This is a genomic window from Mucilaginibacter sp., assembly GCF_036383575.1.
Lineage (GTDB): Bacteria > Bacteroidota > Bacteroidia > Sphingobacteriales > Sphingobacteriaceae > Mucilaginibacter.
On record NZ_DASVOB010000434.1, the window covers coordinates 1 to 15,439 of the forward strand.

Consider the following 15,439-nt stretch of genomic DNA (forward strand, 5'->3'; position numbering starts at 1 on the left):
CCCGGTCAAAGTTGAGCCTTGCAGTTATTTCGCCTTCTTTGATGTTAAAACGCTCATCATGAGTACCAACCCTTAACTGGGCAATATCGCTGAAATCAAGTGTTTTATCTTCATTAATTGGCACGCCATTTTTAGTATAAAACATTTTAGCCATTTTTAAAGTAGGGCCAAGCAATGGGCGGTTTGCCGATTTAGCAGCATCTGCATTGTTAAAATCATACTGGCCTGCGCACATCGACTGGAAAAATGAATTAAAGTTGATATTATTATCAGCAGTGAGGCCCCATATCAATTCCTCATTCCATTTTTCGCTCATCGCGTTCCTGATGCCCATTTGCGTCATGGTAGTTTGGCTAAGCGGATTGGTTGGTGTAGGAAAAGTATACAAGCGTATATTTTGCGATTCACAGAAATCTATGGCCGCTTTGCAGGCATCGGCCGCACGCTGCCATTTTTCAACGCTAAAAGCAGGATTAAACAATTGTTCACCATCTTTATTCTTAAATGAACTATAATCAGGGTTGCCATTAAACAACGGGCTCGCAGCTGTTACCAACAATTTGGCTTTCATACTCAAAGCCGCTGCTTTGGTAACACGTCCAAGCTCACTTCCCTCATTCCGGATTGTTAAAGGTAGTTTTGCAGCTGCCTGATCATATAATCCGGCTATATAATTCACTACTTCATCAACCGGACGACGTTTTACCCGTATATCATCAATAGATGCGTCAATAGGCAGATTTTTATCAATAATAGGTATCGGTCCATAAGCCCTGAACATCTGAAAATGATAAAAGGCCTTTAAAAACTGTGCTTCAGCTATCCAGCGTTCACGTGTATCGATATCAAGATCCCGTACTTTGGTTAGGTCGCTTACATTTTCAATAAAAACATTACAATCACGTATGGCTTTATAATTTGCAGCCGCATCCCTGGTGCCATTCATATAATTGGCAATAGGATCTGATGAAGTTTGGAAGCCTCTTGGCAACTGCAGCACATTTGTTGACCGTATGTGATTTGCAGGGTCTTCAACCCAAACTTCATCGCCGGCGGTAAGCCCAACGTTGTAAGTAGGATCTGTTTCTGTAGGCAGGTATGAGTAACAGGTAAACAAATACTTTTCGGCCTCGGTTTGTGAAACAAAAGCATTAGCTATTGTTGATACGTTATCAGGAACAACATCCAGAAATGATTTTTTACAGGATGATACCGGCACAATCATTATTAAGGCCATGATCATCAGGGTGATATTCCCTTTAGGCGCGACACTTAATATTGAATGCTTAATTTTTTGTATAAAATTACTTTTCATATAATTAATTTGAAAGCTTTTAAAATTCTACCCTCAGACCTATGTTAAATACTTTTTGAATTGGGTAACCCAGGCCAGACGTTCCCATTTCGGGGTCCCAAAGCTTAAAGCTGCTTAAGGTTAACAGGTTTAAACCGTTTAAATAGATGCGCGCGCTATTCAAATGGATAAATTTGAGCTGGCTCTTGCTGAAATTGTACCCAAGTTCTGCCGACTTCAGGCGCAGGAACGAGCCATTTCTTAACCACCATGTTGATGTTGGAGAATTTGATGTTGCGCTGTTATTTGCTTGTATGGTATTGCTTAAGCGTGGCCAAAACGCGTAAGGGTTACGGTTATCTTCAGACCAGTGATCATCGGCAATTGATTTTAACAAGCCGCTTTGATTACCGGTGTTAAGACCGTTATCCTGCCGACCACTCACTAAATAAAAAGGAGAAATATCTGCCGAATTGATCACAAAAGAAGACCTTGCCGAGCCCTGAAAAAACGCGCTGATATCAAAGTTCTTATACCCGACAGAAAAACCAAAGCCATATATAATTTCCGGAACCTGTGGGTAACCGATCGGCACTATATCCGAGCTGGTTATCTTTCCATCGCCATTCATATCGCGGTATTTAATATCGCCGGCTTTGTAATCGCCAAAGCTTTGTACAGGCGAGTTGGCTACGTCAACATTATCAATAAATAACCGCTCGGCAACGAGGCCATATATCTGGCTTAAGGAGTTACCTACCTTGCTCAGGTACTGCAGATTACTTGGATAAACAGGTTCTTCATTTTTCAACAGCTTGCTTTTAGCATAGGTAAGTGTGCCGCGCGATTGGATCCAGAAAGAGTTATTGAAGTTTTTCTTATAATCCATAGCAATATCCACCCCTGTACTGGATGACTTACCCGCGTTTGCGGATATATCAGCCTGTAACCCCATTGAGGTAGGGATAGTGCTGCGTACCATCAAAATATTATCACGTTTTTGTTGATAGGCATCAACAGTTAAGGTAAAGTTTTTAGCCACAGTTAAATCCATACCTATATTGGTTTGCCTTGATTGCTCCCAGGTAATATTTTGATTTTCATAGCGATTGGTAACTACACCCGGCCTGCTATACAGGTAGTTGGTACCAAACTGACTAAAGTAGTTAGTATTTAAATTATTTAAATTAACATCAGACAGGTAGAAGAAACGGTCTTCCGGCTTTCCTATCTGATCGTTACCTACTAAACCATAGGTAACCCTGAATTTAAGGTTATCAATAGTTGAAAGTAATGGCTCAAAAAACTTCTCGTTAGATACTACCCAACCTGCGCCTACAGACGGAAAAAAACCAAAACGGTGATTACTTGCAAAACGTTCAGACCCGTTGTATCCAAAGTTAAACTCAAACAGGTAGCGGTTATCATAGCCATAAGTAAACCGGCCTGATACACCCTGGTTGCGTGATGGCAGTGATAATTGTAATGTTTTGGCGTTAGCTGCAAGGTAGTTACGCATAGTACCTATTAACAACCCGCTAACGGCATGCTTTTGAGCAAAGGTGCGGTTATAGGTTATCGCCGATTCAACATAAGCTATTGAATTTGAAACATTTAATGTCGGATCATTATTATAAGTCAGATATTCAGTTGGTAAATTGCCAACGGTGCTGCCTACCAATCCGTTATTAAGCAGTGTTAAACCATTAAACGTGCCGTTAATTACATCTGATTGGTAATAATAAGGGCTGTACTGGCGCGAAACGGTGAAGTATGAATAGCGCGTTGTATATGCCATTGCCCTTGCCGATAAACCCGGGGTAATAAAATCAAGCTTTTGACTTAAGTTTAATTGCGCTGTTAGTGTACTGGTGTTGGAACTTTGGAAACCAGACAGGGATTGCGCGTAGGGGTTCATATACAAACCGCCCCCAGGTATAATAGCATTACCAAAAAGCGGATGGTTTACATACGGCAATAAGTTGCCGGGGTAAATAGCCGGAAAAGCTACCGGGTTACTCCACAAGGCGTTCAAAAAAGTGTAACCACCGCCCCCGATAGGACCATGATAACTATCAAACTGACCTTTTAAGCTTACCACCACCTCAGTGGTTTTAGTAAGGTTTAAAGTGGTGTTTGATAAAATAGAATATGATTGCAGCTTAATGTTATTGCTGAAATTATTAAGGCTATTCTCGGCCAGGTTGCCATTGTCAATATTGTAGGTCATGGCCAGGTAGTACTTGGCTTTTTCTGACCCACCGCTGGCGTTCATGTTATACCGCTGGTTATTGGTTTTGGTTTTGATGAGCTGCTTGATCCAGTTATTACTGGGATACAGCAACGGATCATCACCCTTTGCGGTATGATCTATTTTGTTTTGCGAATAAGGCAAAATGCCCAGCGGGTTACGGGTAAGCACTGCTTCATTAGCCAGTGTCATATAACTAATATTATCGGCCAGATCAATATTCTTGACGTTTGATGATGTTGAATTTTCACCGCGGATGTTGAATTTAACAGCACCAACATCGCCGCGTTTGGTAGTTACCAATATTACGCCGTTTGCTCCCCTTGCTCCATATAATGATGACGCTGTAGCATCTTTCAATACCGAAAATCCTGAGATATCATCTGGCTGAAGCCTGGCCAGATCGGTGGTGCCCATTTCAATACCATCAATCAATATCAGCGGATCAACCTTACCCGCACCAAACGTGCCTACGCCCCTTATAAAGAACTGTGCATTATCAGCGCCAGGCTCACCGCTTCTTTGGTAGGAGATCATCCCCGGTACAACACCTGCCAGCATAGTGGTAAGGTTGCTCGACGGCCCTTTGAGCTGTTTAGGGTTTATAGAGGTAATGGAGCTAACAAGGCTCACCTTTTTTTGCGTACCGTAGGCAACTACGGTAACTTCTTCAAGGCCATTTTTATCAGCTCCCATTTGCACGTTAATTTTATAAACGCCGCCTGCTGATGCGGTGTAGTTAGCAAGATCAAACTCCTGCGATTTTGATCCCACAAATGAAAAAACAATAATTGTACTTCCCCCTTCCTTTAAATTAAGGGTATACTTTCCGTCCGCGTCTGACTGTGTACCGTTCATGGTTCCCTTAACCTTAACACTTACACCAGGTAAGGTAAGGCCCTTATCATCAGACACAACGCCTTGTACTTTTTTAGGAATAACGGCTCCCGAGGGTTCTTTTTTTCCCGGGGAGGCGACTGGGGCGGGTTCGCTTTTTTCGATAACAATAAGCTGATCACGCACTACGTAGTTGAGGTTTTTTCCTTTTAAAAGAACACCGAACACTTCTTTTAATTCGGCGCTTTTAAAATCTACGCTAACAAGCTCTTTATCATTCAAAAGATTGTTACTGTAAAAAACGGTTAAGCCTGTTTGCTTTTTAATTGATTTAAACACTTCGGCTAAGCTGATGTTAGCCTTTTTAAGGGTTACCGGCCCCGTATTCTGCGCCTGCACGGCACTATACCGGGTTACCAATAAAAGAAAAATAAAGGGCAGTATAAGCCGCCGGTTGAATAAAATTCTATCCATACTTATTGGGTTTATAATTAGGTTTTCTCTAAGACCTGATCCTGATGAAACGGGTGAACAGAAATAAAAAAAAATGTATTTTTTTTATGGCAATGCCAAACAGCACCCTTAATTATCAATATTTCAACATGTTACCGCCTTGATCTATCCGACTGATAAAGGCAAACGATTCCTGTAAAGCTTAAAAGCCAGGCATAAAATGATCCGGAAAAACAAGTGTGATTTTAATTAATGGCTATTGCTGTTATGACATTACCTGATATGCAGAACCCCCTCCTTCAAAATAGCGTTAACACCAGCCGACGCTTTAATATTTTGAATGAAAACATCAATTGGTTTATTTTTTTGAATAGCTCCACTAAACGCCTCATCGGCTTTCGCCTGGTTGTCAAAAACTACTTTAACATCAAACCAGCGAAGCAGCACATCACTTATATCATGAAGTTTGGTATCATGGAAATAATAAATATCATTCATCCAGGCCAGTTCAATGGCGGGATCAAACGGCTGGGCCTGAAATCCCGCGCCCGAGGTGTAAATAGCCTGGTAACCCGGCTGCAAATGTATACTTTGTTTATCCTGACTACTTGTTGATACCGAGCCTTCCACCAAAGAAGTTACTGTTTCATTGGCCTGGTAAGTATTCACATTAAACTCGGTACCTAAAACTTTTACATCGGTTTGGCCGGTATGTACTATAAACGGATGGGCAGCATTTTTTGCAACTTTAAAAAAAGCTTCGCCTGTTAAGTACACTTCTCTGGTTTTACCTAAAAAGGAAAATGGGAAACGCAGGCTTGATACCGAGTTTAACCAAACCTGGGTACCATCAGAAAGTACTATCCGGTAATTTAATTTTGAAGGAATGACAAGTGTGCTCCACTCTTCATTTTTGCTATTATCAACCTGGTAGCTTAACCCATTGGCACCTTTCTTTAAATGCGCAAACGGCATATTGATCACTCTTTTGCTCGTATCAGACAGGTCGATATGCTGTCCGTTTGCCATCCGGAGTTCGATGGCCGGCGCTTTAACATTTTTTTTAGCAACAACAGGATCATTAACAGGAATTTGTCGCCAGTAATAGCCCGCGGTGAAGGCAATGCATAACAAAGCCGCTACCGAAAGCCATTTTAAAACCTCTTTACGACCAACGGTAATTGATCGTACTGGCTTTATTTCGGGCTCTATTTTATCCCAGGCTTTGTTTTCATCAATGTTATTAAAGAAAGTTTGGGCTTTATGTGAATTTAATGTCTGTTGCATTTCATCCCACAGTTGTTTTGCCCGGGGATCATTTTGTATAGCCTCATCAAGCAAATGGCTTTCTTCATCACTTATCGTGCCCGCAATTTGCTCAATTATTAGTTCCTGAATATACGCTTTATTGTATGTCATTATTAGTAAGACCTCATTATGGATAAAAGGGTGAACTTATTTGGCACTTTTTAACCCTTCTTTTAAAGTTTTTACTGCAAGTTTTAAATGAGTTTTTAAAGAATTTATGCTGATACCCATTTCAAGAGCTGCATCTTTATACTTTTTTTGCTCATAATGTACCAGGGTAAAGGCCTGCATCCGTTGCATGGACAGGTCGGCCAGCATTTTTTCCGGGTAAATTTCCGGCACAGGTACTTCTTCCTCTTCTATTTCGGTAAGTGTATATTTATAATCAACTAATTTTTTTTGTGTTCGTGTTTCGGTTTCAACTTTCTTCAGGCACCTGTTACGGATGGCTGTAGTTAGATAAGCTTTTAATGACGAATTAATGTTGGTATATAATTGTCTCTCCCAAAGATCAACAAAAAAACCCTGAACTGTATCCTCGGCTTCCATTTCATCACGTAAAATGTAGAAAGCAGATACATTAAGCAGCCTGTAGTATTTTTTAAATACTGCTTCAAAGGCCTCCTTGTTCCCCATTTTTAATTGCTCAAGAATATGAGAATCGTTCAAAATCTCCATGAATTGGTCTTAACTGGTTTATAATTAAATAGGTTGGGCTATTTATAGAAAGCTAAATGTAAAAACTTTTATTGTCAAAACAACAATTATTAAAAAAATATTGAAAATCTTCTGTTTATTCAAAACCTCAATCTCTAAAGAGCGTCTTTTAATTAACAGGGTTATTTTAAACACCGACGTTTACAGCAGGAATACACTGGTTTCATCATAACAAATTTAAAACCATCTGATTTTGGCAAAACACGATAACGCAATCGATTTCTTATGATAATTATTGTAATAAAAACAATTAAATAATGAAATAATACTTTTTCTTGCAATCCTTTTTAACTTAGTCGCTCCCGCTCGGGATCAATACGCCCGATTTTTTTTGCAAAAGGGCGAAAACACCGCTTGTATTTCGCATTTCATTTATTCCGGCAATTGTTTTTACTTTTGTTTTGATGATGAACAGCTTACAAATTAAACTTCACAAAGAGCAGCTTGATGAGCTAAGGGATGAACCTGTAAGCTTATTAAAGTTTCTGAATATTTTGTTTGAGCCTTTTTCAGCAAACTACGAGCAGCTTAAATATGCGCTTGAGCGAGAATTTAGACCAGAAGGCTCGCCGGAAGTGACTCGTTTAAACTTCGACCGGATCAAATTTGATGAAAATGCAGGTCATGGAAGTTTCCGTATTGTACTGGATGTCAATTATTCATTTGGATGCGAAGATGTTGTTACCTATAAAAAGGATCAAACATCTGAGTGGACTTTCCTTATTGATCAGCAGCTTTTAATTATCAGCTTTTACAGTTCGCCCTTTATTGATAGCCGCTCAACGGCCGACGAGTTTTAGTTGCTCCCCTCAACTATGCAACAATCCGAAGCTATAGCGCTGATAGAAAAAGGAATAACAGGTGAATACCCACAACACTGGGCCGATCTCGGTTGTGGCACCGGAACATTTACTTTGGCACTTGCAAGCCTCCTTCCTCCGGAAAGCTATATCACCGCTATCGATAAAAACCACCAACATTTGCCCGATTTTAGCAATGGAATCAAGATAGATTTCAGAAAAGCCGATTTCGTAAATGAACCAATAACAGCAAGCCCGTTAGATGAGGTCTTTATGGCAAATTCATTACATTTTGTAGCTAACAAACCCAAACTGATCAGGCAGTTAGAAAGCCTCTTTAGAAACAACCCCAAATTTCTGATCGTTGAATATGATACCACCAGATCCAGCCCATGGATTCCATATCCTATCTCCTTTCAAAAATTAGATGGTGAGTTTGCCGGCTTAGGTTATCAAACCCTTAAACTGGCAGAAAGTCCTTCAAGGTTTGGTGGCGTAATTTATTCGGCACTTGCCTTCTAATAAAACTCATCGGTTATTTCCTTACTTCGGAGCACTGTTACTTTACCTGGTTGTTATAGATCTTGATATCCTTACAGTTCTTTAAGCTGATCAGCTTGTCAATATCTTTAACAGCACCAACCGGGGTTATCTTGTTACCGCTGATCCTTATTCCCGAGGTACTTGATGCATTGATAAACTGTGCATCTTTCAGGATAACTTTATTACCTGTTATTTTGATTCCGGTATGTACCGCACTTGCTGATGCTACTTTATTTTCAGGCAACACGCCTATGACAGGGCCGCCGCATTCAAAAAATGTATTGTTTTGAATGCTAACGTCCTTTACAGCACCTGATTCATACCAGCTCGAAGCATCATCACTGATCATGATAGCGCTGTTGTGCGTGCGATTAATGATATTATTTTCGATAAGCACTTTTCTCCGTGTGGTGACCAATATTCCCCTTGTCGGGATCTTTTCAATAGTATTGTGATGGATCCATACCTCAGGCGTGGCTGTTGTGTTCTCTACCACATCGCCGGTTTGCAGATCTTCAGGCAATGGCTTGCTGAGGTTCAGCAGAAACTCTTTGTCATTCAATTTCTGAACCTTTAACAGCTTATTGTTTTGGTAAGTAAGCAAACTTGCCGGATGCACAAGGCCAATACTGTCACCGGTTGAAAAAGCATCAAAACCATAAGTTTGATCATGCATAAACTTAACCTTAACCTGTGTTGCGGAAAGCTTTTCCGTTATCTTTAAAAAAGTACCATGTACATTAATAGCGTCATCATTTGCACCTGACAGGTATGAACCGGCAACTTCTATTTTACCGCTACAGCCCGAAAAATGCAGGATATCTGCCCATGTAGCGCAGGTGCGCCCTGCTTGGGCTTTAACGCTAACATTAGTAAAGCGAAGGTTTTTACTAAACTGGCTTACCACTCCCATTCCGTGCATAAAGTAAATACGGATATGATCTAAACCGATGTTGTTGCTTTTCTGTATAAATACCCCGGCACAATCGCGGGTAACATCCCGGTTTTGATATATCATACCTTTTTGAAAGCCGGGATTCTGCTTAAAAAATATGCGGACCAGGTGCGGAGTCAGAGCAACATATTTCAGGTTTTGCTGCGGGATATCCAACCGCTCAAGCATGCGAGTTGCGGGGTCATATTGCTGCCAGTATGAATCGGGCTGATAATGCCAGCCTTCACCAATCCAGTTCAATATACTATCCTTAATGCTAAACTCCGAGTCGTGATTAACTACAGCATCTGCATGATTTTCCGTTAGCTCGGTGATCTTAAATTCCGAAACCGTCGGCCGGTGATAGTCGAAACTTAAACCGCTTAACTTGATGTTGCTGCTATGATTAATATAGCTTTCGATCATCTTCCCCCTTAAATTGACCAGGGCGCTGCTACCGGTTACATTTACAAACCGGCTGCTGTCAACCATCAGTGCTATTGCTTTTAAACCATATGGAACATCATTGGTATTGGAGATCTGCAGCTGCGTTTTAAAGGCCCCATCCGGAAAAAAATCATATTTACCCGGCGCAAATTTTATGGTAACCGGTTTTTCTTTTGTTCCATGGGCTACAATGGCCATTGTTTCGTGAAATTCGCCCGGTGATAAAACCATCACATTATCACTCGCAGATAAGATAAGCCTGTTAATCCCCTTAAATGTTTTCCACGATTTGGCAGGAGTCGTTCCGCTATTGCTATCATTACCCTTCGCAGGATCGATATAATATGACCGATTGCCAGGAGAAACGTGCCGGGCCGACAGGGCTAAGTATTCAACCGGTTTATTTTGAGCTTTTAACAAACTGCATATGATTAACAAGCCCGAAAGCAACAGGTATTTTGGGGATAAGTGTCTCATGGTATATATCAGGTTACTAATATATAGTGTAGATAGCATAACACCTACAAACAGCTTTTACAAATTTCTTTAAAAAAAGCCATGTGGTTAAAATCCTCGGGCTCTCCTACTTTGTAACCCGTGGTTAAAATAACTGATTGCCTTTTTCTTCATAAAACCATAGGCTTTCGGAAGAAATAAAAACGTGGGGATTGTGCGGTTCCCTCCCTTGGGAGGGTGTAGGGAGGGGTTTCGCCAACATACTTATCTGCTTTCATGACACATAAACCCCTCCCTGCCAATGCACATCCCAACGCCCCCTCCCCAAGGAGGGAATTAAAAAATCTTCCAAACGGTTGTACTCATAACATCCAATGTATTTAATATATCCGTAAATCGTTCAATAAAGTATTGGTTAACTATTGAGCTTGCACACGAAAGGCGCTGACGTTCAATCGTGGTGATCACTGATTGTTTGTATTATTTTTATCATTATCATTGTTCCCTAAAACCATTAGTGGCGGCGATATCTGTTTTATAATTGATATAGCCCACAGCTAATGAAAATAACTATATGAACGTTTTATCAAGGAAGATCCTGCTTGCTTTTTTAGCCTTTACCATAATTTTAATTATTGCCGCCCTTTTTGTAAGGGATATGATCACCGAAAGACTGGCCCACACAGCCCAGGTATCACACTTGATGGACCTTAACAATTCAAGGCCGCAACAGGCTCTGCTCTTGCTCCATCAGGCAGAAGACCTGTTTCAATCTTCGCTTGTAGACGAGGACGCGGATAAAGCTAAGGCCTATCAAAGTAAACTTTCGCTGGCGTTTGCTGAAATTGATACGTTGCTCAACATGCAGCACGATACTACAAAACTCAACGCAGAACAACGTGCACAGCTTCATACATGGCATAACCAAAAAATAAAATTATCTGCCGACCTCCTCTCGGCCCGGCATGACTTTGATTCATTGTTAACCAATTATTCGGAGCTCAATACAGCCACAGCTCAAAATAAGCTTGCCGTTAAAAGCAGCCAAAAAATTCAAAGCAGCAGCGATACTATAAACCAACCCGGTAAACTAAAAAGAAAAGGCTTTTTTGCGAGGATCAAGGAAGCTATAAAAAATAAAAATGCCTATGCAAGCGGCTCCGGAGGTGTTGTGATCAATCACCGCACGCGGATCTACGTTGACTCGGTTACGCAAAAACTTCGTACTAAAGATAAATCCAACTACCTTAATAAACTCAGGCAGCTACAACAAAGCAACTCTAAACTACAAGAAACGCAAAGACAGCTTATTGCCCTTAATATGCGGATCACCCATAAAATGGAGCAATTGATCATCACCATTAAGGATATCAATTATAGCTTAACCGATGCTTTTAAGGGGATGGCTTTTAACAGCTACCTGGAAACAACAAGCTTATTGAACAAACTTTACCTGGTAGCATTATTATTGTTACTGGCTTTTGCAGTATTACTGATCGTGTTCGTGATCAGGCTGGGGCAATCTGAAGGGCTTTTACTCAAGGAGAACGAGCGTGCGGTAAGGATAGCCCGGCAAAAGCAGGACCTGTTGCTGCACATGAGCCATGAAATTCGCAACCCGCTTACCTCAATAAATGGGTTCCTGTACATTTTCAGCAGAACAACACTTACGCCAAAACAATCGGAAATGCTGGGTACCGTTAGGGCATCATCAGATCTTTTGCTGCAAACACTGAACGATACCCTTGACGCTGCCAAAATGGAAAGCAGTGAACTGAAGATCCATCAGGATCCGTTTTGCCCGGATAAAACATTGAAAGAGGTAATTGAAAGCATGGCATTCAGCGCTGATAAAAAGCAACTGGAATTAAGCTATCATTTTGACGGAGATACGGAAGCTGAAGTTTTGGGCGATAGCTTCAGGCTAAAGCAGATCATCGTAAACCTTGTTAGCAATGCTATTAAATATACTGAAACGGGGAATGTAAAGATCAAAGCAACGCTGAAATTAGCCGATAGCAAAGGAGGGTTAACAGTTGATATTATTGACACAGGCGCTGGTATAAGTCAAGAGCAACAGGTTAGCCTGTTTTCCAAATATTACCAAACCAATTCGGCAAAAGGGAATACGGGTACGGGGCTTGGATTGTACATCTGCAAGCAATTGATCGAACTTCAAAAAGGAAACATCAGCGTAAAAAGTGATACGGGCAAGGGAAGCACATTTAGCTTTGAAATCCCTTATGAGAAGTATGAAATAGATTAATGCGGGTGCTATTGGTTTTGTAAAGGGTTTAGAAGCTTTTTATCTTCCACCCCATAATAAAGCATAAAACGAAGCCTAAGATCACCATGCCCATGCTAAAAGGAAAAATGTATAGCATCCCGAAATGACTTGCTACACCTCCTACCAGCGGCCCGGTAAGTCCAAGCGAAATATCCAGAAATAAACCATAAGCGCCCAAAGCCGCCCCTTTGTTGGAGCCCGGCACTAATTTTACAGCTTCAACCCCAAGCGCAGGGAACACAAGCGAAAACCCAAGGCCGGTTATCCCGGCGCCTATAAGCGCAATCTCGGGCATATTTGCCAGCCAAAGTACCATCAAACCCACCGACTCCAGTACCATACAGGCAATAGCCGTTTTTAGTCCCCCGTAGTTATCAATGGCTCCGGCAAAAATGAGCCTCCCAATAATAAAAAATGTACTAAAAACCGACAGACACAATACGGCATTAGTCCAGTTCAGGTATGCATAATAAAGGGTTATAAAAGTAGATATAGTGCCGAACCCTAAAGCTGCCAACGTAAGGCAAATGCCGTATGGTGCAACAGTTTTAAGTACGGACAAAAAAGATTTTCGCTGTTCGGTGCTTTTGATTAACGCTCCTTCTTTTCTCTTTGCCAACAGATAACCAACAATCCCGAGTACGGAAACCACTACAGCGATACCCAAAATACCATAATTATTATCAATCAATATGCCTACCGGGGCACCAACCGCCAGGCCCCCATAGCTTGCAATTCCATTATAAGATATAGCTCTTGCTGTATTTTGTTCGCCAACGGCATTGATAGACCAATTAATAGGGCTTGATCCGATCAGGCCTTCGGCAAAACCGGTTACAAGCCGCGTAAGTGCGACTAAAAGCAAACACAATTCACGATGCTCTTTAAGTAAAAAGGCTATGCACAAAAATAATCCGCTGATGGCGAAACCTGTCATCCCGGAGAGCACTGCCGGCTTTGGCCCTTTCTTATCGATGATCCCCCCTGCATATCCCCTGAATAAAAAAGTACTCAGGTATTGCAGGCTGATCACCACGCCGGCAATCATAGCGCTATATCCTAACTGATTATGTATAAAAACAGGGAGCACCCCAAGACTGAGCCCAATGGTAAAATAGCCTATAAAGGTAAATTTCACAAAGCCGGCTATTTCTAAAGCCACCGACGACGTAGCACTTTTTATACTTGAACCTGCTTCCATGGCGCAAAGATAGGTAGTTTCGGCGCTCAGTTAAATGTAAATTATACACTTTACTGTCAATTAACATTCCAAATGTCTTAAGTATGAGCGCGCATTATTTCAGGCAAAGAATTATTCCTTCAACAACCCGCTTGGTTTCTTCCGGGTCGCGCACCTGGATACAATCGGCCCCGGTTGTGCGAGCGGGATGGTCATTGCCTCCTTCAAAAAGGGCATCGCCAATAAATATCATTTGTTTGATCCTGATCTCTAAAGTATGCTGCAGTTTATGAATGCCATAGGCCTTATCAATTCCGGGTTTGGTAATATCGATGGAAGTAGCCCCTCCTATTTGTACTGAAAAACCGGTAAGCGATTTATCAAGTACGGCTTTGATCTTTTTACGTTTAGTGTATTTGGGGTCCCACTTTTTCTTGTCATCAAGCGGAGCATGCTGGCCCAGGGCCGAAAATGTGATCTGGCTGCCACGGTCTTCTATTTGTTCGCCCCATATTTTCTTTGCTTTAACGCCCGATGCTTCAACAGCTTCATTTAGTTTGGTAATGATCTCCTGTTTTTCTGCATCAGTAAAATTCTCAGAATACAATTTTTTCCAGCCCGATTTTTTATACTGATAATATTTGGTGCCGCAGGTTGGCAGTATAAATAAGTTTTTAATCGATTTCTTGTCGGGCAGGTTCGATAATACCTGCTTTTCAAACTGCGGCCAGTCGCCGCCGGATATAATGGCCACTTTCGCAACTTTCAGCAAATCCGTTAAAAGCGCGGCCATTTCCTTATCAAGGGCAGCCTTGCTTTCGGCAAGGGTTCCATCCAAATCAAATATGATCAGCTTTTTCATTATGGGCAGTTATCAGATTAATAGCCCAACAGTAATTAACTACCCTTGTTTTATAACAATGCTGTTATAAGTTACACCAATACGTCCACTTTAGGGTTAGCTGCCTGTTTTTTACGGTATAGGGTGATGGCGTGGTATTATCGCCATAAACAATAAACAAGTCGGATGCCGGTTTGTAGCGCCATTGCAGGCGGGTATTAATGTTGATATTATCTATCTGCTGGTTGTATTGTACATAAGTGGTAAAGTACAAGGTATTGGTGAAGGTAACATCAATTTTTGGCCCTACCAGCCAGAAGGTATTATGGCCAAAAGGCTGAGGAAGTCTCAGATCATTGAATGATGTATTGATAGCAATATTTACATAAGGCTGAAAACGATAACCTATTAAGCTTGTGATGCTGTTACGCACGCCGTTGTCATAATAGCCCCCATGCGATGCTTCCAGCAAATAGGTGAACACATTTTGCGGCTTGGATGCAAACTGAACATCAATAGTGTTCCAATTATGCTCCGAACCGGTTGGCAATAAACCTTTGCCGATATTGGTGGGATCATAAGGCTTTAGCAGACGTACATAATCATTGATGCCAGAAACCGACAGTGTTGCCCGATTGCGGAAAGTAATAAGATACGACAGGATACTTTCGTTATCGGTACGGTGAAATGACTCATCAAAAAAGTAATTGGATGTAAGCTGAATGCCGTGGCTCAGGATATTGCCCTGCTTAGGGAAAAAGTTGCGTAACAACAACGGGCTCAGCTTCACATAACCAACACGGGGCACATAACCCACTTCGGCGTTATAGTTTTTGCCTACATATTCTTCCTGCAGATACAGTGTCCAATATTTGCTCAGGTATTGAAAATGGTCGGATACTACGTAATCATGCCCGCTTACACCCGGCGTAAATGATTTCAGAGCAAGCACCTTGCCCGTCCAGATATTGCTGCGCGATGCAAGGTTAAACTCGGCACCTATATTACGGTTATATGTAGTTGAACCCGTATTGGTACCGGGGATATTGGCAGTTGCATCCTTATTCACAAACAGGAAGGCAATGTTTGAG

At 41.4% G+C, this 15,439-nt stretch carries 11 protein-coding genes; 3 read left to right on the top strand and 8 right to left on the bottom strand.

What is annotated here, in order from left to right; all coding sequences use genetic code 11:
- The 4 genes from VF500_RS15170 to VF500_RS15185 form a co-directional block, all read right to left on the bottom strand.
- Positions 1-1,237, bottom strand: a 1,237-nt coding sequence (locus VF500_RS15170; protein ID WP_330860472.1) for a RagB/SusD family nutrient uptake outer membrane protein, incomplete at its 3' end; no start/stop codon positions are given.
- A gap of 97 nt (positions 1,238-1,334) precedes the next feature.
- Positions 1,335-4,856: a TonB-dependent receptor gene (locus VF500_RS15175; RefSeq protein ID WP_330860473.1), complete on the bottom strand. Its 3,522-nt coding sequence runs from the start codon at positions 4,854-4,856 to the stop codon at positions 1,335-1,337.
- 252 nt (positions 4,857-5,108) lie between these two features.
- Positions 5,109-6,254 (bottom strand): FecR family protein, encoded by a 1,146-nt coding sequence (locus VF500_RS15180; protein WP_330860474.1) that lies wholly within the window; start codon positions 6,252-6,254, stop codon positions 5,109-5,111.
- A gap of 36 nt (positions 6,255-6,290) precedes the next feature.
- Positions 6,291-6,821 carry an RNA polymerase sigma factor gene (locus VF500_RS15185; RefSeq protein WP_330860475.1) on the bottom strand — a complete coding sequence of 177 codons (531 nt, stop codon included), beginning with the start codon at positions 6,819-6,821 and terminating at the stop codon, positions 6,291-6,293.
- 443 nt (positions 6,822-7,264) lie between these two features.
- Between VF500_RS15185 and VF500_RS15190 the strand changes: the two genes are divergently transcribed.
- Together VF500_RS15190 and VF500_RS15195 are read left to right on the top strand one after the other, a co-directional pair.
- Entirely contained in the window at positions 7,265-7,660 is a 396-nt protein-coding gene (locus VF500_RS15190) for a hypothetical protein (RefSeq protein ID WP_330860476.1), read from the top strand.
- 15 nt (positions 7,661-7,675) lie between these two features.
- Positions 7,676-8,182, top strand: a complete 507-nt coding sequence (locus tag VF500_RS15195; protein ID WP_330860477.1) for a class I SAM-dependent methyltransferase — start codon at positions 7,676-7,678, stop codon at positions 8,180-8,182.
- Positions 8,183-8,219: 37 nt separating this feature from the next.
- On the opposite strand, the gene VF500_RS15200 is transcribed toward VF500_RS15195, so the two are convergent.
- Complete coding sequence (locus VF500_RS15200) at positions 8,220-10,061, bottom strand: right-handed parallel beta-helix repeat-containing protein (protein ID WP_330860478.1); 1,842 nt, start codon at positions 10,059-10,061, stop codon at positions 8,220-8,222.
- 553 nt (positions 10,062-10,614) lie between these two features.
- Between VF500_RS15200 and VF500_RS15205 the strand changes: the two genes are divergently transcribed.
- Positions 10,615-12,306 carry a HAMP domain-containing sensor histidine kinase gene (locus tag VF500_RS15205; protein ID WP_330860479.1) on the top strand — a complete coding sequence of 564 codons (1,692 nt, stop codon included), beginning with the start codon at positions 10,615-10,617 and terminating at the stop codon, positions 12,304-12,306.
- Between the two features lie 28 nt (positions 12,307-12,334).
- On the opposite strand, the gene VF500_RS15210 is transcribed toward VF500_RS15205, so the two are convergent.
- From VF500_RS15210 to VF500_RS15220, 3 genes are all read right to left on the bottom strand, one after another.
- A complete protein-coding gene (locus VF500_RS15210; RefSeq protein WP_330860480.1) occupies positions 12,335-13,528 on the bottom strand; it encodes an MFS transporter in 1,194 nt (397 codons plus the stop codon).
- Positions 13,529-13,622: 94 nt separating this feature from the next.
- Positions 13,623-14,369 (bottom strand): HAD-IIB family hydrolase, encoded by a 747-nt coding sequence (locus VF500_RS15215; protein WP_330860481.1) that lies wholly within the window; start codon positions 14,367-14,369, stop codon positions 13,623-13,625.
- Positions 14,370-14,433: 64 nt separating this feature from the next.
- The coding region (locus VF500_RS15220; RefSeq protein ID WP_330860482.1) for a hypothetical protein at positions 14,434-15,439 on the bottom strand (1,006 nt) is incomplete at its 5' end.